At 72.3% G+C, this 18,977-nt stretch carries 18 protein-coding genes; 4 read left to right on the plus strand and 14 right to left on the minus strand.

The features are described from left to right. Nucleotides 1-48: 48 nt before the first annotated feature. Nucleotides 49-1,101, minus strand: a complete 1,053-nt coding sequence (locus ACZ60J_RS05010; protein ID WP_469678995.1) for an NUDIX hydrolase — start codon at nucleotides 1,099-1,101, stop codon at nucleotides 49-51. A 205-nt stretch (nucleotides 1,102-1,306) separates the two neighbouring features. Here ACZ60J_RS05010 and ACZ60J_RS05015 point away from each other — a divergent pair, with 205 nt between their 5' ends. Continuing rightward, nucleotides 1,307-2,299, plus strand: coding sequence for a LacI family DNA-binding transcriptional regulator (locus tag ACZ60J_RS05015; RefSeq protein WP_469679114.1), 993 nt, complete (start codon nucleotides 1,307-1,309; stop codon nucleotides 2,297-2,299). Here ACZ60J_RS05015 and ACZ60J_RS05020 read toward each other — a convergent pair. Then, nucleotides 2,289-2,513 carry a hypothetical protein gene (locus tag ACZ60J_RS05020; RefSeq protein ID WP_469678996.1) on the minus strand — a complete coding sequence of 75 codons (225 nt, stop codon included), beginning with the start codon at nucleotides 2,511-2,513 and terminating at the stop codon, nucleotides 2,289-2,291. The two genes, ACZ60J_RS05015 and ACZ60J_RS05020, sit on opposite strands and share 11 nt — an antisense overlap. 180 nt (nucleotides 2,514-2,693) lie before the next feature. Between ACZ60J_RS05020 and ACZ60J_RS05025 the strand changes: the two genes are divergently transcribed. Beyond that, nucleotides 2,694-5,087 carry a WD40 repeat domain-containing protein gene (locus ACZ60J_RS05025; RefSeq protein WP_469678997.1) on the plus strand — a complete coding sequence of 798 codons (2,394 nt, stop codon included), beginning with the start codon at nucleotides 2,694-2,696 and terminating at the stop codon, nucleotides 5,085-5,087. A 59-nt stretch (nucleotides 5,088-5,146) separates the two neighbouring features. Here the strand turns inward: ACZ60J_RS05025 and ACZ60J_RS05030 are convergent, their stop codons facing one another. The 5 genes from ACZ60J_RS05030 to ACZ60J_RS05050 form a co-directional block, all read right to left on the minus strand. Continuing rightward, nucleotides 5,147-6,445: a DUF6986 family protein gene (locus tag ACZ60J_RS05030; protein ID WP_469678998.1), complete on the minus strand. Its 1,299-nt coding sequence runs from the start codon at nucleotides 6,443-6,445 to the stop codon at nucleotides 5,147-5,149. Between the two features lie 183 nt (nucleotides 6,446-6,628). After that, nucleotides 6,629-7,591 carry an electron transfer flavoprotein subunit alpha/FixB family protein gene (locus ACZ60J_RS05035; RefSeq protein ID WP_469678999.1) on the minus strand — a complete coding sequence of 321 codons (963 nt, stop codon included), beginning with the start codon at nucleotides 7,589-7,591 and terminating at the stop codon, nucleotides 6,629-6,631. Between the two features lie 56 nt (nucleotides 7,592-7,647). Next, the gene (locus tag ACZ60J_RS05040) at nucleotides 7,648-8,433 is read right to left on the minus strand and encodes an electron transfer flavoprotein subunit beta/FixA family protein (RefSeq protein WP_469679000.1); all 786 of its coding nucleotides are present in this window, start codon (nucleotides 8,431-8,433) and stop codon (nucleotides 7,648-7,650) included. Nucleotides 8,434-8,633: 200 nt separating this feature from the next. Further along, on the minus strand, nucleotides 8,634-9,179 hold the full coding sequence (locus ACZ60J_RS05045) for a flavin reductase family protein (protein WP_469679001.1): 546 nt from the start codon (nucleotides 9,177-9,179) through the stop codon (nucleotides 8,634-8,636). A gap of 181 nt (nucleotides 9,180-9,360) precedes the next feature. Continuing rightward, a complete protein-coding gene (locus ACZ60J_RS05050; protein WP_469679115.1) occupies nucleotides 9,361-9,645 on the minus strand; it encodes a TlpA family protein disulfide reductase in 285 nt (94 codons plus the stop codon). A gap of 388 nt (nucleotides 9,646-10,033) precedes the next feature. Here ACZ60J_RS05050 and ACZ60J_RS05055 point away from each other — a divergent pair, with 388 nt between their 5' ends. Next, on the plus strand, nucleotides 10,034-10,756 hold the full coding sequence (locus tag ACZ60J_RS05055) for a lysophospholipid acyltransferase family protein (protein ID WP_469679002.1): 723 nt from the start codon (nucleotides 10,034-10,036) through the stop codon (nucleotides 10,754-10,756). A gap of 124 nt (nucleotides 10,757-10,880) precedes the next feature. On the opposite strand, the gene ACZ60J_RS05060 is transcribed toward ACZ60J_RS05055, so the two are convergent. Beyond that, the gene (locus tag ACZ60J_RS05060; RefSeq protein WP_469679003.1) at nucleotides 10,881-12,101 is read right to left on the minus strand and encodes an alginate lyase family protein; all 1,221 of its coding nucleotides are present in this window, start codon (nucleotides 12,099-12,101) and stop codon (nucleotides 10,881-10,883) included. A 253-nt stretch (nucleotides 12,102-12,354) separates the two neighbouring features. On the opposite strand from ACZ60J_RS05060, the gene ACZ60J_RS05065 reads away from it, so the two are divergent. After that, on the plus strand, nucleotides 12,355-13,620 hold the full coding sequence (locus ACZ60J_RS05065; protein WP_469679004.1) for an MFS transporter: 1,266 nt from the start codon (nucleotides 12,355-12,357) through the stop codon (nucleotides 13,618-13,620). Here ACZ60J_RS05065 and ACZ60J_RS05070 read toward each other — a convergent pair. The 6 genes from ACZ60J_RS05070 to ACZ60J_RS05095 form a co-directional block, all read right to left on the minus strand. Further along, nucleotides 13,556-14,155, minus strand: a complete 600-nt coding sequence (locus tag ACZ60J_RS05070; protein WP_469679005.1) for a transglutaminase-like domain-containing protein — start codon at nucleotides 14,153-14,155, stop codon at nucleotides 13,556-13,558. The two genes, ACZ60J_RS05065 and ACZ60J_RS05070, sit on opposite strands and share 65 nt — an antisense overlap. 51 nt (nucleotides 14,156-14,206) lie before the next feature. Then, the gene (locus ACZ60J_RS05075; RefSeq protein WP_469679006.1) at nucleotides 14,207-15,295 is read right to left on the minus strand and encodes a threonine aldolase family protein; all 1,089 of its coding nucleotides are present in this window, start codon (nucleotides 15,293-15,295) and stop codon (nucleotides 14,207-14,209) included. An 11-nt stretch (nucleotides 15,296-15,306) separates the two neighbouring features. Further along, nucleotides 15,307-16,068: an SDR family NAD(P)-dependent oxidoreductase gene (locus ACZ60J_RS05080; RefSeq protein WP_469679007.1), complete on the minus strand. Its 762-nt coding sequence runs from the start codon at nucleotides 16,066-16,068 to the stop codon at nucleotides 15,307-15,309. 26 nt (nucleotides 16,069-16,094) lie between these two features. Beyond that, a complete protein-coding gene (locus ACZ60J_RS05085; RefSeq protein ID WP_469679008.1) occupies nucleotides 16,095-17,510 on the minus strand; it encodes a DUF6421 family protein in 1,416 nt (471 codons plus the stop codon). Nucleotides 17,511-17,591: 81 nt separating this feature from the next. Beyond that, nucleotides 17,592-17,843, minus strand: a complete 252-nt coding sequence (locus ACZ60J_RS05090) for an alpha/beta hydrolase fold domain-containing protein (protein WP_469679116.1) — start codon at nucleotides 17,841-17,843, stop codon at nucleotides 17,592-17,594. A gap of 3 nt (nucleotides 17,844-17,846) precedes the next feature. Continuing rightward, on the minus strand, nucleotides 17,847-18,974 hold the full coding sequence (locus ACZ60J_RS05095) for an LLM class flavin-dependent oxidoreductase (RefSeq protein WP_469679009.1): 1,128 nt from the start codon (nucleotides 18,972-18,974) through the stop codon (nucleotides 17,847-17,849). Between the last annotated feature and the right edge of the window lie 3 nt (nucleotides 18,975-18,977).

An 18,977-nucleotide genomic window follows, 5' to 3' on the forward strand; every position in this document is an offset into this window, starting at 1 on the left:
TCCGACCCGCGCGGCGCAGCACGTGGGTGCCGGTGCCGGCTCGGGCGGCTACCGCGTCGTTTCGGGGACGGCCCGCCCTGCCTCCAGGTACGCGGCCCGGCCGCGTGCGCGGGCCCGCAGGGCGCCGCGGAGCCTCTCGTAGCGCACCGGTGGCAGCAGGTCCGCCGCCTCGTCCTCCGTCACGAACCGCCAGGCCCGCAGCTCCGGTCCGGGGAGCCGCAGCCGCCCGGTCTGCGCCGCCGACAGCCGGCCGCCGTCGAACAGCAGCCGCAGGCCGCCGTAGCCCGCCGGGGGGCCCGGCGGCTCCCAGTCGACGACCAGGAGCTCCGGGAGGCGTTCCAGTACGAGCCCGAGTTCCTCCTCGACCTCCCGCACCCCCGCGCACGCCGGGGCTTCGCCGGCCTCGACGACCCCGCCGGGGAACTCCCACCCCGGCTTGTACGTGGGGTCCACCAGCAGCACCCGGTCCGCGTCGTCGAAGAGCAGCACTCCGGCCGCGACCGTCTCGCGCGTCGGCTGCGGGGTCTGCACGATGTCGCAGACCCGGGCCGTGTCGGTGCGTACGGCCTCGGCGATCCGCTCGGCCGTCTCCCGTACGGTCAGGGTCCCGTTGTCGATGACGTGCGCGTCGGCCGTCAGCCAGCCCAGCGCGTTCTGGTAGGCGGGGATGTGGTCGTAGGCCCACTGCCGCACGCGCAGGTCCACGTCCGCCGCCGCGCCCGGTTCCTCCCGGGTCGCGATCCGCTCGCGAAGGATCGTTTCCTCCGGGGCGAGCAGGACGTGCCTCACCGGAATCCTGCGGGCCGCGAGCCCCCCGAAGATCTCGTCCCGGTACTCCTGGCGCAGCAGTGTCATCGGGACCACCAGCACCCCGCCCAGCTCCGCCAGCATCGCCGCCGCGGTGTCCACGACGAGCTGCCGCCAGCTCGGCAGGTCCTGGTAGTCGGAGACCTCCGCGAGCCGTTTGCGCGGCAGGAGCACGCGGAGCGCGTCGCCGACGAACTCCGGGTCGAACAAGGTGCTGTCCGGCAGGAGCCCGGTCAGTTCGCGTGCCGTACTGCTCTTTCCGGCGCTGAAGGTGCCGTTGATCCAGACAATCACGTCTGCCCCTCTCCCGATGCCCCCAGTGGCTTGCCCGCACCACCCTGCCACGGAAACCCCGGCACTCCGCGGAGTGCTTATCCTCAAGGTCAGGGGCATGGACGCAGCACCGGCCGCCCCCGTCCCCGCACCCGCCCTCCGGAGGTTCGCACCCGTGCCGCACACCCGCCGCTCGTCCGAGCCCCGCTACGGCAACCGGCCGACCATGAAGGACGTGGCGGCCCAGGCCGGCGTGGGCCTCAAAACGGTGTCACGCGTGGTCAACGGGGAGCCGGGGGTCACCCCGGACACCGAGAGGCGGGTCCAGGAGGCCATCGACATGCTCGGCTTCCGCCGCAACGACAGCGCACGGGTGCTGCGCAAGGGGCGCACCGCCACCGTCGGCCTGGTCCTGGAGGATCTCTCCGACCCCTTCTACGGGCCGCTCAACCGGGCCGTGGAAGAGGTGGCCCGCGCCCACGGCGCCCTGCTCATCAACGGCTCCAGCGACGAGGACCCGGAGCGCGAGCGGGAGTTGGCGCTCGCCCTGTGTGCCCGCCGGGTGGACGGGCTGGTGGTGATCCCGGCCGGCGACGACCACCGCTACCTGGAGCCGGAGATCCGGGCCGGGGTGGCGACGGTCTTCGTGGACCGCCCCGCGGGCCGGATCGACGCGGACGTCGTCCTGTCCGACAGCTTCGGGGGCGCCGTGGACGGGGTGGCGCACCTGATCGCGGGCGGCCACCGCCGGATCGGCTTCATCGGCGACCAGCCGCACATCCACACGGCGACCGAGCGCCTGCGGGGCTACCGCGCGGCCATGGCGGACGCCGGCCTGCCAGTGGCCGAATCCTGGGTCTCGCTGGGCACGACGGCGCCGGAGCGCGTCTCGGCGGCCGCCCGGTCCATGCTGTCCGGCCCGGACCCCGTCACGGCCCTGTTCGCCGGGAACAACCGCGTGACGGTCACGGCCGTACGGGTCCTCGCGGCCCTCCCGCACCCGGTGGCCCTGGTCGGCTTCGACGACTTCGAACTCGCGGACCTCCTGAATCCCGGGATCACGGTCATCGCCCAGGACGCCGCGGCTCTGGGCCGCGTGGCCACCGACCGTCTCTTCCAGCGCTTGGCGGGCGCCGAGCTCCCCCCGGCCCGCATCGAACTCCCCACCCGCCTGATCCCCCGCGGCTCGGGCGAGCTCCCCCCTCCGGTCACCGGATGAGGCCGTGGATCACGGGGACGGCACCGCCCCCGGCCCCCAGACCCGCGAGGACCGACAGTGCGCCGGACACCCCGCCGAGGTGACTCAGCCCGCCGACGGTGAACCCCGCGAGGGCGGCGACGATCAGCACGACGGCGGCGTGCAGGGTCAGGAGCGGCGGATCGGGTTGCCGGGACCCGGTGTTGCGGGGGTCGTGTGGCTCAGGTGTGGTCATGCACCGATTGCAGCGCGCGACGGACCGCCGCACGGCACGGGCCGAACGAAGTCGGCACACCGCCGGACGAACCCCCGGGTGCCGCCGGACAGCGCCGGACACCGTCGGGCGGCCGAACGGCTCCCCGCTGTTCGGGATTGTCCGGCGAACCCGTGCCGAACACCCCTAACCTGGGCCCTGATGGAGAACAGCGCCGCATTCGAGGATGAACTCGCCGCCTTCGCAGCGGACTTGCGCCAGCTGCGGATCGACCGGGGCAGACCCGCGTACCGCGGGATCGACGCCCGCGCCCAGAGGTCGACGACGGGGATCCGACTCCCGAAGGCCACCCTCAGCGATGCGTTCCGCGGCCAGCGGCTGCCCGGACTGGACACCCTCATGGGCCTGGTGCGGATCCTCCACGCGTTCGACGCCTTCGGCCACGACCAACCCGTACCCCCGCACCATGCGCCCGAACTGGAGGCATGGCGCCGACGCTGGCGCGATCTGGCCGCCCTCGACGACCGCGTGCAGCGCCGCCGGGACCCCGGTGGCCCCTCGCTTCCCCTGGATCCCGCCCCGGCGCACGCGCCGTCCACGGTGGCCACGCCGTCCACGGCGCAAGGCCCCGCAACGGCACCGGACACGGACGACCTGCCCGGCCCCGCCGACCCGACAGGTCGGACGGATCCGACCGCCTCGGGGGAGTTCCGGATCGCGTACCGGCTCGTCGGACACGTGCGCACCGTCTGGCAGCTCGCCTTCTCGCCCGACGGCCGGACCGTGGCGTCGGCGGGCAACGACGGCACGGTCCGGCTGTGGAGCGTCTCGGAGGGCCGCTCGGAAGGTGTGTGGGCCAAGCGCACCGTCACGGGCGGCTACACCGTCACTCCCGCCCTCCACGTCGCCTTCTCCCCCACCGGCGACCGTGCCCTCGCCGTCTTCGACGACGGCGACGTGGAGGTGTGGGACCCGGTGTCGATGACCTTCCTGTCCTCGCACGGTTCTTGGCCCCACACCGTCCGGGACCTCGACGGAGTGGCGTTCACCTCCGACGGGAGCCTGTTCGGCGTCGTCCTCACGGGCGAAGAGGTCCGCGTACGGGACCTGGACGCCGGCAGCCCGGTGGGGGCGGCCCTGGCGGACTGCGGCGGACTTCCGGAGGTCCTCGCCCTCTCCGCGGACGGCCGACGACTGGCGGCCGTCGACGCGTTCTCCTCCGTACAGCAGTGGGACACCGCCACCGGGCAGCCGCTCGGGGCGGTCATGGCCGGGCACTCGGACAACGTGGAGGCGCTCTCCTACTCCCCGGACGGGCGGCTCCTGGCCACCGGCAGCCACGACGGCACGGCGCGGGTCTGGGACACCGCCACCGGCCGCCCGTGCTGCCCCGCACTCGTCGGACACGCGGGCGCCGTCAACGCCGTGGCCTTCTCCCCCGACGGGCGGATGCTCGCCACCGCCGGGGGCGACCGGACCGTACGGCTGTGGGACACGGGGACGGGCGCGCCCGTCGGGCGGCCGCTCGGCGGTCACACCCTCGCGGTCAATGCCGTGGCCTTCTCCCCGGACGGACGCACGCTCGCCACCGCGGGCGACGACCAGGTCGTGCTGCTGCACGGCACCGGCCCCGCCCCGTTGTCCCCGTCGTTCCTGGCGTCCGGCGGTGTCGCGGCGCTGACGGCCGTCCTGCGCAGGAAGGTCGCCGTACCGCTGCCTTCGCTGTCGCCCCCGGTCGACGGCAAGACCTTCGACCGGCTGCGGTTCTCGCCCGACGGCTCCCTGGTCCTCGCGGTGAGCGACACGGGTCGGCTGCTCGTGTGGGACCCGGCCCTCCCGGGCGAGCGCGTCGAGCGGTTCGTACCGACCGGGGTGCCCGCCTGGGGAGTTGAGTTCACCCCGGACGGCGGCCTGGCGGGCATCTGGACCTCCCGCGGGCTGACTCCACCGACCGGACCGGCGGACCGCGTCCGGGTGTCCATGGTCGAGCACATGGCGTACTCGCCGGGCGGCCACCTGGTCGCCCTCACCCGTACCGACGGCGCGGTGACCGTGCACGACACCGCCACCTTCACGCAGCGGGGCGGCCCCTTCGATCCGGGCGAGCCGGACCACGGCAGCGAGGTGCGCTTCTCCCTGTACGGCGGGCTGCTGGCCGTCGTCGGGGAGCAGGTGCACGTGTGGGACGCGGCGACCGGCGCCCTCGCCTGCCGGCCGTTCCCCGAGCGTCCGGGCTCGGTGCGTCCGCCGGCCGCCTTCGCGCCCGACGGGGTGCGGCTGGCCCTCGTCGACCGGGACGGGGCGGGCATCTCGCTGTGGAACCCGCGGTCCGGCGAGGCACTGGGACCGCTCCTGACGGGATACCGGCCGGGCATCACGGCGCTGGAGTTCGCTCCCGACGGCGGTCTGCTGGCCACCACGGGCGACGACGGCTCCCTGCGGCTCTGGGACGCCGCGAGCGGGCGGTTCGTCGCCGACCCGCTGAACGGCCGGGGGGCCCGCGCGACCTCGGCGGCCTTCTCCCCCGACGGGAGCCTGCTGGCCGCCGCCTGCGACGACGGTGTCCTTCGGCTCTGGCTGGTCCGCGGTCCCTGAGGCGCCGAAAGGCCCGGCCGGGGGCAGACCGGCCGGGCCTCGTACGGGGGCTACTCGCCTCAGGCGGTCGCCGTCAGGGTCGCCGAGCGGCGCGGGATGGCGAAGGCGTCCAGTTCCGCGCGGGTCAGGCCGGTGAGGGCGGTGACCTCTTCGGCGCCGACGGCGCCGCAGTCCAGGCCGCGGACCAGGTAGCCGGCCAGGGCCTTCGCGGTGGCGGGCTCGTCCATGACGTCGCCCTCGATCTTGGCGACGTACGCCTTCAGTCGCGCGGCGGCCGCTTCGAGGCCCTCGCGGTAGAAGACGAAGACGGCCGCGTAGCGGGTCGGGAGGTGCGCCGGGTGCATGTCCCAGCCCTGGTAGTAGGCACGGGCCAGGGCGCGGCGGGTGAGGCCGTAGTGCAGCTTCCAGGCCTCGTGGACCTGCTCGGTGGTGCCGACGGGCTTGACGTTGGTCGAGCCGTCGGAGACGCGCACGCCGGTGCCGGCAGCCGCGACCTGCATGATCGCCTTGGCGTGGTCGGCGGCCGGGTGGTCGCTCGACTGGTACGCGGCGGAGACGCCGACGCAGGCGCTGTAGTCGAAGGTGCCGTAGTGCAGGCCGGTGGCGCGGCCCTTGGAGGCCTCGATCATCTTGGCGACCGCGGCGGTGCCGTCGGAGGCGAGGATGGACTGGCTGGTCTCGATCTGGATCTCGAAGCCGATCCGGCCCGGGCGCAGGCCGCGGGCGGTCTCGAAGGCCTCCAGCAGCTGCACGAAGGCCGTGACCTGCTCGGGGTAGGTGACCTTGGGCAGGGTCAGGACGAGGCCCTCGGGCAGGCCGCCGTGGGCGAGCAGGCCGGAGAGGAAGATGTCGGTGGTCCGGATGCCGCGGTCGCGGACGTTGGACTCCATGCACTTCATCCGGATGCCCATGTACGGGGCGTTCGTGCCGTTGGAGAAGGCTTCGGCGACGAGGCGGGCGGCGCGGGCCGCGGCCTGGTCCTCCTCCTCGTCGGAGCGGACGCCGAAGCCGTCCTCGAAGTCGACGCGCAGGTCCTCGATGGGCTCGGAGGCGAGCTTGGCGCGGACGCGGTCGTAGACCGGCACGGCCAGTTCGTCGGAGATTCCGAGTACCTTGGCGAAGGTGGCCGCGTCCGGGGCGTGCTCGTCGAGGGCCGCGAGGGCCTGGTCGCCCCAGGAGCGGATGGTGTCCGCGTCGAAGACGTCACCGGGCACGTAGACCGTGTGGATGGGCTGGCGGGTGCCGGGGTCGCCCGGGTAGTGGCGCGCGAGTTCCGCGTCCACCGGCTTGAGGGAAGCGCTGATGCCCTCGCTGACCGCGCCTGCGAGGCTCGTCGCCACCTTCTCCTGCTGACCCATCGTGCACTCTCCTCTTTTCCGCTTCACGGAATCTTAGATCCGCATTACAGAATTTAGTCACGGGGTTCCGCTCAGTCAATGGTCGCTGCGCCGTCCTGGACAAACGACTCGGGGCCGTGCGGTGAGAAACACCACACGACCCCGGAGACCACTTACCCGCAGGTCAGCGCCTGCGGCAGGGTTTTAGCCCTTGCGCGCCTTGATCTCGTCGGTCAGCTGGGGGACGACCGCGAAGAGGTCGCCGACCACGCCGTAGTCGACGAGGTCGAAGATCGGAGCCTCGGCGTCCTTGTTGATCGCGACGATCGTCTTCGACGTCTGCATGCCGGCGCGGTGCTGGATCGCGCCCGAGATGCCGGAGGCGATGTACAGCTGCGGGGAGACCGACTTGCCGGTCTGGCCGACCTGGTTGGAGTGCGGGTACCAGCCGGCGTCCACGGCGGCGCGCGAGGCGCCGACGGCCGCACCGAGGGAGTCCGCGAGGGCCTCGATGATGTGGAAGTTCTCGGCGCCGTTGACGCCGCGGCCGCCGGAGACCACGATCGCGGCCTCGGTCAGCTCGGGGCGGCCGGTCGACTCGCGCGGGGTGCGGGAGGTGACCTTGGTGCCGGTGGCCAGGGCGCCGAAGGTGACGGCGAGCGCCTCGACGGCGCCGGCGGCCGGAGCGGCCTCGACCGGGGCCGAGTTCGGCTTCACGGTGATGACCGGGGTGCCCTTGGAGACGCGGGACTTGGTGCTGAAGGACGCGGCGAACGCGGCCTGCGTCGCGACCGGGCCCTCGTCACCTGCCTCCAGGTCGGTGGCGTCGGTGATGATGCCGGAGCCGATGCGGACCGCCAGGCGGGCGGCGATCTCCTTGCCCTCGGCGGAGGAGGGGACCAGGACCGCCGCGGGGGAAACCGCGTCGTACGCGGCCTGGAGCGCGTCCACCTTCGGTACGACGAGGTAGTCGGAGAACTCCGGGGCTTCGGCGGTGAGGACCTTGACGGCACCGTGCTCGGCGAGCACGGCGGCGGTGGCCTCGGCACCGGCGCCGAGGGCGACGGCGACGGGCTCGCCGATGCGGCGGGCCAGCGTCAGCAGTTCGAGGGTGGGCTTGCGGACGGCGCCGTCGACGTGGTCGACGTAGACGAGGACTTCAGCCATGGGGATGCTCCTGCGAATGCGAAGTAGTCAGGGGTGATCGAGAGGGGCCGAAGCTCTTAGATGAACTTCTGGCCGGCCAGGAACTCGGCCAGCGACTTGCCGCCCTCGCCCTCGTCCTTGACGATCGTGCCGGCGGTGCGGGCCGGACGCTGGGTCGCGGAGTCGACCGCGGTCCAGGAGCCTTCGAGGCCGACCTCGTCGGACTCGATCTCCAGGTCCTCCAGGTCCCAGGACTCCACCGGCTTCTTCTTGGCGGCCATGATGCCCTTGAAGGACGGGTAGCGGGCCTCGCCCGACTGGTCCGTCACCGAGACGAGCGCCGGGAGGGAAGCCTCCAGCTGCTCGCTCGCCGAGTCGCCGTCGCGGCGGCCGGTGACGACCCCGTCCTCGACCTTGACCTCGGAGAGCAGGGTGACCTGCGGGACGCCCAGGCGCTCGGCCAGGATCGCCGGGAGGACACCCATGGTGCCGTCGGTCGATGCCATGCCCGTGATGACCAGGTCGTAACCGGCCTTCTCGACCGCCTTGGCGAGCACCAGCGAGGTCGCCATGACGTCACTGCCGTGCAGGTCGTCGTCCTCGACGTGGATGGCCTTGTCGGCACCCATGGACAGCGCCTTGCGCAGCGCGTCCTTCGCGTCCTCGGGTCCCACCGTCAGGACGGTGATCTCCGCGTCGTCGGCCTCGTCGGCGATCTGCAGCGCCTGCTCGACGGCGTACTCGTCGAGCTCCGACAGCAGGCCGTCGACGTCGTCACGGTTGACGGTCAGGTCTTCGGTGAACTGCCGGTCGCCAGTGGCGTCGGGCACGTACTTCACACAGACAACGATCCTCAGGCTCACGCCGGCTCTCCTACCGCATCGACATTTCTGGTACCGCCTTGTGCAGGCAGCATAGGCGCCATCTCGGGCCGTTCCCGCCGGGGCGGCCCGCGCCCCGTCAGGAATGTTACTCGTCAGTACACAGCGGGTTCCGCCAGGTTGCAAGGCCGGTGAACTGTGATCTGGCCAACGCCGGCGGAACCGGCCCCAGCAGGGACGATTCAGTCCCGCAACGCGTTGAAGCGCCCCTGGTGGTACAGCAGCGGACGGCCCTCGCCGGCCGGATCGCCCGCGGGGTCCCCCGCCGGGTCCCCGGCGACCGCCTCCGCGATGATCACCCGGTGCTCGCCGGCCGGAACCCGCGCCACGACCCGGCACACCAGCCAGGCCAGGACGCCGCCCAGGACCGGAACCCCGTGCGGGCCGGGCGCCCAGTCGGTCGCCGACCCGAAGCGGTCGGCCCCGTTGCGGGCGAACAGGCCCGCCAACTCCCCCTGCTGCTCACCGAGTATGTGGACCCCGAGGTGCTCGGAGTCCCGTATCCCCGGCCAGCTGGAAGAGCCGGTGCCGATGGTGAACGACAGGAGCGGGGGGTCCGCCGAGACGGAGTTGAGCGAGGTCGCGGTGAATCCCACCGGCCGGCCACCGCTCTCGGCAGTGATCACGGCGACGCCCGCGGCGTGTCGGCGGAACACCGAGCGCAGCAGCGCGGGCGAGCCGGGCAGGCCTGCGCCGGCCCGGGGGGAGGGAGCCGTCGGAGCCGTCATCAGGAGGTGCCCCGTCCGTAAAACAGGAGTTCATACCGCATATCGCAAGCCTGGCGATCTCTCGTGTACACAGTCAAGCCTTAACAATCAGATGTAGGGCGCGTCACGCTGCGTGCGGACGCGTGCACCGGCTCACCGGACGCCCCCGGCGCCCGCCGGGAGCCCGGTTCCGCGCCCCGCGTCACACGGCGGCGCCCAGGGCGGCGATCACGTCCGCCTTGCGCGGCATCCCGGCGGCCCGCCGCACGATCCGGCCGGCCGCGTCCAGGACCAGTACGGTCGGGGTCTTCACGATGCCCAGGGCCCGCACGAGGTCCAGGTTCTTCTCGGCGTCGATCTCGATGTGCCGGACGCCCCCGACCATGGCCGCCACCTCGTCCAGGATCCGCCGGGTGGCCCGGCAGGGCTGGCAGAAGGCACTGGAGAACTGCACGAGCGTGGCCCGCTCCCCCGGCTCGGCACCCAGTTCGGCGAGGCCGAGCCGACCGTCGCCCCGGCCCGCGCCCGCGGCCTCGCCGGCGGTTGCGTCCGTGGTTCGATCCGCGGTTCCGGCCGTGGTTCGGTCCACCGTCCCGTCCGCGCCCTCGTCCCGCTCGCCTGCGCGCACCCGCGCCCCCGTCTCAGCCGTCGCCTGGCCCGTACGGGCTTTCGTCCATCATCCCGGTACGGTCATACGGTGATCGGAGCGCCCCGCGGACCCTCCGCATTCCCGGCGTGACGAGAATCTCGCCGGGCACGGGCGTCTGGGCTGGCCTGCGGCTCGCGTTTGGGGCACGATCCCCATGGCCGCGTACCTACGCAGCCGTAACTTCCGGCCGGGAGCACCTCCAGGCAGAAAGCGGGGTCTCCCCACCATGGCTGAGCTCGTCTACCCCCCGGTCATCGGCGCCGCGCACGGCCTGTTCCGCGCGCTCGACATCCGCATCGACATGAAGGGCACCGAGAACATCCCGCGCAAGGGCGGGGCCGTTCTGGTGTCGAACCACATCGGCTACCTCGACTTCATCTTCGCCGGGCTGACCGCCCGCCCGCAGAAGCGCCTCGTCCGCTTCATGGCGAAGGAGTCGGTGTTCCGGCACAAGGTGTCCGGCCCGCTGATGCGCGCGATGAAGCACATCCCCGTGGACCGCGCGCAGGGTGAGACCGCCTACCAGCACGCACTGGACTCGCTGCGCTCCGGCGAGATCATCGGCGTGTTCCCGGAGGCGACGATCTCCCAGTCCTTCACGCTCAAGAGCTTCAAGTCGGGCGCGGCGCGGATGGCCCAGGAGGCCGGCGTCCCGCTGATCCCGGTGGCCCTGTGGGGCACGCAGCGGCTGTGGACCAAGGGCCGCCCCAAGGACCTCAAGCGCAGCCACATCCCGGTGACGATGCGGGTGGGCGAGCCGATGGAGGCGCCGGCCGACCAGTTCGCGGGGGCCATCACCCGCCGGGTGCGCGAGCGGGTGCAGGAGCTGCTGGACGCCGCCCAGGCCGCCTACCCGGCCAAGCCCAAGGGCACCGAGGACTCCTGGTGGCTGCCGGCCCACCTCGGCGGCACCGCGCCGACCCCGGCCCAGGTCAAGGAAGCCGGCTGAGGCCTGCCGGGACGTACCGAGCCGTGCGGCAGACCGCGGCCCCGCCCATCGGGCGGGGCCGCGGTCCTGCGTCCGGGGTCCGGTCCTGCCTCCGGGGCCCGGTCCTGCGTCGGGCGTGCCTGCGTCAGTTCGGGTTCTCCGCGTGGGTCAGCGTCTCCCACGCCTCGAAGTGGTTCTCGGTACCGGCCGGGCGGCGGCCCTCGGTGAGCCGGCGGGTGTTCTCCATCGTGACGCCGAGCCGGGTGTGCAGGGCGTTGTAGCCGACCTCGGTGGCCGGACCCAGCCCCTTGGCGAGGCTTCCGCCGCACAGCCAGGAGGGCACGGCCTCACCGAGTTCGTACTTCGCGTGGAAGCCCAGCGCGTGGCGGAACCGGTCCTTGAACTCCGGGTACAGGTCGCGCCCTTGGATGCGCGAGGTCTCGGCCACGTGCAGGGCCGCCGCAATGCCCATGCCGGTGTGGCCGAAGTCCCGGCAGGTCTCCTGCGCCAGACCGTCCACGAAGGTGCTCTGGCCGTGCCAGTAGTCGATCAGCTCGCTCCTGGTGTCGACGGTGGAGCGCGGCGGGTACTTAGGCTGCGGCCCGTCGGAAGCCAGGTAGAAGTAGGCGGGCACCCTGCCGAGGTAGATCGCCAGCGCCTTGTCGTAGCTCGCGCGGTCGTCGAGGTGGACGGAGATCCCGACGGCGGCGTCCATCATGATCAGTTCCCAGTTGCCGTTGCTGTTCGGCTTCCCGCCGATCACCTCGGGCAGGTAGACGTCACGCAGCATCGTGGCGAAGCGCCCCTGGTTCGGCCAGCCGCCGGTGTAGGTGTGCTTGACGATCTCGGCGGCGCGCGGCCAGGTGGAGCCCGCCCAGCCGCTCTGCAGCGGGGCGTTGCTGTTGGTGTGGTCCTTGATCCGCGCGGACCAGGCGTCCATCAGCTCGATCGACTTCTTCGCGTACCGGGTGTCGCGGGTGATGTACCAGGCGAGCGCGTCGGTGTACGCGGCTATCGCGTCCTCCCGCTCGTCGGTGCAGCCGAGGTCGGGATTGGAGTAGGAGCCGCATTCGACGATCTCGCGCGGCTTGGGCGTCCGGGACAGCGACCCGTAGCGGCTCGCGAGCATGTCGTCGAAGGCCGCCTTCCACGGCTGCTGCCCGGCCTGCACCTTGGCCCGTACGAAGTCCAGTTGGGCGCGGCTGTTCAGGACTCCGGGGTGCGCGAAGGCCGTGGGGGCGGCCGCGAGCACGGCAGGGGCGCCGGGGTCGACGGGGGTGACGGCGGCGGAGGCGGGGGCGAGGGTCAGCGCCGCGACCAGGCCGAGGGCCGCGGCGAGCAGCCCGGCGGGGACTCCGTAACGCATGAAGCGCCTTCCGGTCGGAGGTGGGGGGGTCCGTGGGCGTCCGGTCACGTTGGGGGTGGTCCGGGGGGGGCTGTGGGGTCCATGGGGTCCGTGGGGGGATCCTGCGGCCGAAGATACTCATGCGCATGCCAAGCTGACAACGATGTCAGGCAGGAAGGTTTCCTATTGACCGAAAATCGCGATCCTTTCGTGCTACACCCGTATGGCGTAACCTCGCACCCCTCTGCCACGTCACCTGGCGAAAGGGACCGGAATGCCGGGGCTCGGACGGTACTTGGCCGCCGCACTGGCGGCGCGCTTCGCCTCCGAGGGCATGGGCATGGCCGTCGTGCTGCTCGCCCTCCAGCGGACCGGGAGCGCCGCCCACGGCGCGTTCGTCCTGACCGCCTGGCTGGCCCCGCACGTGCTCGCGGCTCCCCTCGCGGGGGCCGCCGCGGCCAGGTCGCGCCGGCCCCGCCTCTTCCACGTGGGCGCCCTGGCGGGATTCACCACGGCCGTGGCGGCCCTGGCGTTCCTGCTCGGGCGGGCTCCGACGCCGGTGGTGCTCGTGGTGGCGGTGCTCGGCGGCTCCTGCGGTCCGATGGTGACGGGCGGGCTGTCGAGCCTGGTGGCGGGGCTGGTTCCGCCCGGCCCCGCGCGGGACCGGGCGTACGGCTGGGACGCGTCGACCTACAACGGCGCCGCGGTCACCGCTCCGGCTGCCGTCAGCCTGGTCGCGGCCTTCGGCTCGGCAGGGCCGGCGATGTTCCTCCTCGCGGCTTCCGGCGCCCTGGCCGCGGCCCTGGCGGCCACCCTCCCCTACGAGAGCCCCGGCCGGGGGTCGGTCCCGGGCGCGCCCCGGGCCGGGCTGGGTTCCGGACTGGCCGTCCTGTGGCGGGTCCGGGAGCTGCGGGCCGTCACCTCGGCCACGACCCTGGCCTTCGTGGGCATCGGGGCGCTCACCACGACCGCGGTGCTCCTGGCCACCACGCTCGGCAGTCCGGGAGCCGGCGGGGTGCTCATGACCGCCTTCGCCCTGGGCGCCCTGACCGGCTCCCTGACCCTGGGCCGGATCACGTCCGTGCCGCCCGGCCGGCTGGCCCGCTGGGCCATGGCGGCGACCGGGGTGGCGCTGACGGCTGCCGCGTTCACGCCGTCCGTCACCCTCACGGCGGTGGCGTTCGCGGCCGCCGGGCTGTGCGACGGCCCGCTGCTGACGGCCACCCTGCGCATCCGCTCGGAGTTCGCGCCCGAGGAGGCGCGGACCCAGGTGTTCACCCTCGGCGCCGGACTGAAGGTGACGGCCGCGTCGACGGGCGCCGCGCTGGTGGGGCTCGCGGCCGCCGCACCGCCCTGGATCCTGGTGCTCGCGATCGCCGCCCTGCAACTGGCCGCGGCCCTGCTGCACACCGCGGTGGCGGGGCGCGGCCGGGTGCGTGAACCGGCCGAGGCCGCCGCCCCGGCGGGGAGACGGCCTACAGGGCCGTCGGCAGGTTCCGCCACAACTGCGCCCGGTCCGCGGACTCCTGGAGCGCCTTGAGCGGGGCCGGGTGCGCGGCCGCGTACAGGCCTGGATAGTCGATCTCGCCGAGCTCCGGGCGGACGGGGAAGGCGAGTTGTTCGTGGTCCAGGGTGAACTGGGCGTCCACGCCGGGTTTGTTGCCCCGGGGGTCCACCCGGGACCAGTCCTCGCTGCCGGGCAGGCGCAGCGCGACGAGGCCGTGGACGACGTGGTGCGTTCCGTCGTCGTCACCCAGGAGCTGGTAGCAGAGGCCGGCCGGGATGCCGCGGTTGCGCAGCAGGGCGGTCAGCGCGTGGGATTTGGCGTAGCAGATGCCGTTGCGCGTCGCCAGGACGTCGGAGGCGCGCCAGGAGACGCGGTCGTCCCCGGAGTCGGCGGAGTGCGGGATGGTGTCGCGGACGAACTCGAAGGCCGCTTTGGCGTATGAATATGCGTCGCCCGTGGCCGTCCACAGCGCGTCGGCGGTCTCGTCGACGAGTGGATGGTCGTGGTCGACCACGTCATCGGCCGCAAGATAGGCGGCAACGTCGGAATGCTCCTGGATCAGTTCCATGATCCAGGAGCATACTCATGCATCCGACTGCATGCCTATAGATTTATGCGGCTAGCGTGCGAGCTCTTCCTTCAACGCCTGGAGGAAGCCGTCCACGTCCTCTTCCTGGGTGTCGTAGCTGCACATCCACCGGACGTCGCCCGCGATCTCGTCCCAGAAGTAGAAGCGGTAGCGCTCCTGCAGCCGTCGCGTGACCTCGTGCGGGAGCCGCGCGAACACGGCGTTCGCCTGCACCGGGTAGAGGATCTCCACGCCGTCGGTCTCGCGCACCCCGGCCGCCAGCCGCTGCGCCATCGCGTTGGCGTGGCGGGCGTTGCGCAGCCACAGGTCCTTCGCCAGGAGCGCTTCGAGCTGCACCGACACGAAGCGCATCTTGGAGGCGAGCTGCATCGACATCTTGCGGATGTGCTTCATCTGCCGGACGGAGTCCGGGTTCAGCACGACGACGGCCTCGCCGGCCATCATCCCGTTCTTGGTGCCGCCGTAGGACAGCACGTCCACGCCGACGGCGTTGGTGAAGCTGCGCATCGGCACGTCGAGGGCGGCCGCGGCGTTGGCGATCCGGGCGCCGTCGAGGTGGACCTTCATCCCCTTGGCGTGCGCGTGCTCGCAGATGGCACGGACCTCGTCCACGGTGTAGACCGTGCCGAGCTCGGTGTTCTGGGTGATCGAGACGACCTGCGGCATCGCCCGGTGCTCGTCCTCCCAGCCCCAGGCCTGCCGGTCGATGAGCTCGGGGGTGAGCTTGCCGTCCGGGGTGGGGACGGTGAGCAGCTTGAGGCCCGCCATCCGCTCGGGCGCACCGCCCTCGTCGACGTTGATGTGCGCCGACTCGGCGCAGATCACGGCGCCCCAGCGGTCGGTGAGCGCCTGCAGGGCGGTCACGTTGGCGCCGGTGCCGTTGAAGACCGGGTAGGCCTCGGCGTGCGGGCCGAAGTGGCCGCGGAAGACCTGCTGCAGGTGCTCGGTGTACTCGTCGTCGCCGTAGGAGACCTGGTGGCCGCCGTTGGCGAGCGCGATGGCCGCGAGGATCTCCGGGTGCACCCCGGCGTAGTTGTCGCTCGCGAAACCGCGCACCGCCGGGTCGTGGTGCCGGCGGGCGTCGGTCTTCGCAGCGGACTTGCGTATCGCGGTCTTCACGGCACCGGTCTTCAGGGTTGGGGGGTGAGCCACAGGCGCTGTCCGTTCACATCGGTGGCGGGCCGCTCCCAGACGCCGGCGATGGCCTCGGCCAGCTCCTTGACGTCGGTGAAGCCCGCGAACTTCGCAGTGGGACGCTCGGCGCGCATCGCGTCGTGCACCAATGCCTTGATCACCAGGATCGCAGCCGCGGCGCCCGGACCGTCCTCGCCACCCGCCTTGCGGAAGGAATCCGCCATCGCGAGCGTCCAGGCCTCGGCCGCCGCCTTGCCGGCGTTGTACGCGGCGTTGTTGGCGACCGGCTTGTGCGCGCCCGACTGGCTGACCAGGACGTACCGGCCGCGGTCGCTGCGCAGCAGTCCGTCGTGGAAGGCGAGGGAGGTGGTCTGGACGGTGCGGATGAGGAGCTTCTCCAGGAAGGCCCAGTCCGCGAGGTCCGCGTCGGTGAAGGTGGTGCTGCCGCGCCAGCCGCCGACGAGGTGGACCAGGCCGTCGATGCGGCCGAACTCCTTCTCGGTCTGCTCGGCCCAGGCCTTGGTGGCGTCCAGGTCGAGCAGGTCGACGGTGTCGCCGGTGATGGTGGCGCCGCCGTGGGCGTAGCGGGCGGCGTCCACCGCTTCCGCGAGGCGGGCCGGGTCGGCGTCGGAGGCGACGACCACGGCTCCCGCCTCGGCGAGGCGGAGCAGGGTGGCGCGGCCGGCGGGCCCGCCGGCCCCCGCCACCGCCACTACCGCCCCGTGGAGCTTCCCGTTCCCGTTACCGGAGCCGTTCATCTGTGCAGCCTCCTGTGGGCGAGCGCTCACGCGGCGACCCGCGCGGCGGTCTCGCGGTCCGCGGCGTTCCCTGCCGTGATGCCCTTGGTCGAGGCGATCACGCCCTTGAGCTTCTTGGCCAGGGCCTCATAGAACATGCTCAGCGGAAACTCGTCCGGAAGCACGTCGTCCACGAGCTTGCGCGGCGGCTGCGTCAGGTCCAGGGCGTCGGGGCCCTTGGCCCACTTGGATCCCGGGTGGGGGGCGAGGTACTCGGCGACCAGGTCGTAGGCCTTGAACCAGTGGACCAGCTTCGGGCGGTCGATGCCGGCCCGGTAGAGGTCCTCGATCTCGGCGCACAGCTGGTTGGTGACCTGCGGGGCGCGCATCCAGTCGATCTTCAGCTTGTTGTCCGTCCAGCGCACGACGTCGTGCTTGTGGAGGTACGCGAAGAGGAGCTGGCCGCCGAGGCCGTCGTAGTTGCGGGTGCGGTCGCCGGACACCGGGAAGCGGAACATCCGGTCGAAGAGGACGGCGTACTGCACGTCACGGCCGTGCTCGTTGCCCTCGGACTCCAGCTTCACGGCCTCCTTGAAGGCGGTGAGGTCGCAGCGCAGCTCCTCCAGGCCGTACATCCAGAACGGCTGGCGCTGCTTGATCATGAAGGGGTCGAACGGCAGGTCGCCGTGGCTGTGGGTGCGGTCGTGGACCATGTCCCACAGGACGAAGGCCTTCTCGCAGCGCTCCTGGTCCTCGACCATCCGGGCGATGTCCTCGGGCAGCTCGATGCCCAGGATGTCGACGGCGGCCGCGGTGACCTTGCGGTAGCGGGCGGCCTCGCGGTCGCAGAAGATGCCGCCCCAGGTGAAGCGCTCGGGGGCCTCGCGCACCGCGATGGTCTCCGGGAAGAGCACGGCGGAGTGCGTGTCGTAGCCCGGGGTGAAGTCCTCGAAGGTGATGCCGAGGAAGAGCGGGTTGTCGTACCGGGTGCGCTCCAGCTCGGAGAGCCACTCGGGCCACACCATCTTCAGCACGACGGCTTCGAGGTTGCGGTCCGGGTTGCCGTTCTGCGTGTACATCGGGAAGACCACGAGGTGCTGGAGCCCGTCGGCGCGCTCGGCGGCCGGGGCGAAGGCCAGCAGGGAGTCGAGGAAGTCGGGCACGCCGAAGCCGCCGTCGGCCCACTTGCGCAGGTCGCCGATGAGGGCGCGGTGGTACGCGGCGCCGTGCGGCAGCAGCGGCGACAGCGCCTCGATGCCTTCGATCACGCGCTCGACCGCGATCGGGGCGGCTTCGCGGATGTGCGACCCCTCGACCTCGAAGTCGATGGACCCGTCGGCCGACTGCCAGGGCCGGATCTCCTCCACGGCGGCCTTGAGCTCGGGCCACGCCGGGTGGTCGACCACCCGTACACCAGCGGTTATCACGGCACCGCCGATACCCGGCACAAGAGTTTCCGTCATGTCACTTCCTCCACAGGAGAACCTCACGTCGGCACAGCGTAAGCGGGTGAGGCTCTTCCACTCAAGAGGAGATCCGGGAAATTATCCTGCGTCACCCCCGGTTTCACCGAAAGTCTTCCCGTTCTTATGCATGGAGCCGATGACTTCCCCCAGACGCGCCAACGCCCGACCGACCTCGGGGGGCACTGCGGCCGGCGCGAGGAACCCGTGGAACATTCCGGGGCGCCCGTCAAGGGCCGAACGGACCCCGGCCCCGAGCAGCCGGTGGCGGTACGCCGCCCCCTCGCCCCGCAGCGGATCGCAGCCGGCGACCACCGCGTGCGCGGGCGGCAGCCCCTACGCCCGCTGCTTCGCGAAGTGCGGGATGACCTTCTCGCCCCACTGCCGCAGGGTCTCCAGGCAGGCCTCCTGCGGCACGGTGCCCATCTGGATCAGGCACATGATCTCGTCGGCCCCCGCGTCCCGCAGCCGCTCCACGTACGCGATCGCCTCGTCGGCGCTCCCGTAGGCGTGGTCCGCGTTGAAGGTGGCCGTGGCGGTGGGCCGGACCGGGATGTCCTGCTCGTGCAGCCGGGCCACCACCTGCTCGGCCGCCCGGCGCATCTCCGCGCCCTCGTCGGCGCCCGCGACCACCGCCTCGTCCGGCACCCCCGCCCCGCCGTACCAGTGGCCGATGGACTGCGCGAAGAACCGCTGCCCCCGGATCCCGATCCGGCGGGCCTCCTCCGGGTCGTCGAGCACGATCGTCGGGCAGAGCACCGAGAAGTGGTCGTTGACGGCCGTCGACACGAAGCGGCCCCCGTCCCGGCCGGCGATCGCGGCGTCGTAGACCGAGCGCATCCCCGCGATGGACGCGGGCCCGGCGAAGCCCATCACCAGCGCCCCCACGCCCAGCTCCGCGGCCTGCACCAGGGTCTCGGCCCGACTGCACGCGAGGAACAGCGGCGGATGGGGCCGCTGGCTCGGCCGCGGCAGGATGGGGTGCGGATCGATGTCGATGAGCTCCCCGTGGTACTCCAGCTCCTCCTCCTGCCAGGCCTTCCCGATGATCCGCAGCGCCTCCTCCACCTCCGCCGCGGTGCGGTCCCTGTCCACCCCGCACAGCGAGGTCTCCTGCACGGTGCCGCCCCGCCCGGCTCCGAGGTCGACCCGCCCGCCGGACAGCAGGTCGAGCATCGCGGCCCGCTCGGCGACCCGGACCGGGTGGTTGAAGGCGAAGGGCATGCACACGACGCCGTGCCCGATGCGTATGGTGTTGGTCCGGGCCGCCACCCAGGTCAGGAAGATCTCGGGAGCGGACATATGGGCGTACCACTTCAAGGAGTGGTGCTCCACGGCCCAGATCCGGTCGAACCCCATCTGCTCGGCGAGCACGGCCTGCTCGACGCAGTCCCGGATGACCTGGTGCTCCCGTTCCACGGTCGGGTCGGCGAGCTGAGCTTCGAAGATCACGGAGAATTTCACGGT

The organism is Streptomyces sp. NPDC104226 (assembly GCF_055584085.1).

Bases quoted from the DNA above. Each gene is read 5' to 3' on its own strand.
- ACZ60J_RS05045 (WP_469679001.1), bottom strand. From the start codon at position 9,179: ATGACGGCTCCGACGGCTCCCTCCCCCCGGGCCGGCGCAGGCCTGCCC.
- ACZ60J_RS05070 (WP_469679005.1), bottom strand. From the start codon at position 14,155: ATGGAACTGATCCAGGAGCATTCCGACGTTGCCGCCTATCTTGCGGCC.
- ACZ60J_RS05030 (WP_469678998.1), bottom strand. From the start codon at position 6,445: ATGGGTCAGCAGGAGAAGGTGGCGACGAGCCTCGCAGGCGCGGTCAGC.
- ACZ60J_RS05055 (WP_469679002.1), top strand. From the start codon at position 10,034: ATGGCTGAGCTCGTCTACCCCCCGGTCATCGGCGCCGCGCACGGCCTG.
- ACZ60J_RS05020 (WP_469678996.1), bottom strand. From the start codon at position 2,513: ATGACCACACCTGAGCCACACGACCCCCGCAACACCGGGTCCCGGCAA.
- ACZ60J_RS05025 (WP_469678997.1), top strand. From the start codon at position 2,694: ATGGAGAACAGCGCCGCATTCGAGGATGAACTCGCCGCCTTCGCAGCG.
- ACZ60J_RS05085 (WP_469679008.1), bottom strand. From the start codon at position 17,510: ATGACGGAAACTCTTGTGCCGGGTATCGGCGGTGCCGTGATAACCGCT.
- ACZ60J_RS05080 (WP_469679007.1), bottom strand. From the start codon at position 16,068: ATGAACGGCTCCGGTAACGGGAACGGGAAGCTCCACGGGGCGGTAGTG.
- ACZ60J_RS05035 (WP_469678999.1), bottom strand. From the start codon at position 7,591: ATGGCTGAAGTCCTCGTCTACGTCGACCACGTCGACGGCGCCGTCCGC.
- ACZ60J_RS05060 (WP_469679003.1), bottom strand. From the start codon at position 12,101: ATGCGTTACGGAGTCCCCGCCGGGCTGCTCGCCGCGGCCCTCGGCCTG.
- ACZ60J_RS05015 (WP_469679114.1), top strand. From the start codon at position 1,307: ATGAAGGACGTGGCGGCCCAGGCCGGCGTGGGCCTCAAAACGGTGTCA.
- ACZ60J_RS05065 (WP_469679004.1), top strand. From the start codon at position 12,355: ATGCCGGGGCTCGGACGGTACTTGGCCGCCGCACTGGCGGCGCGCTTC.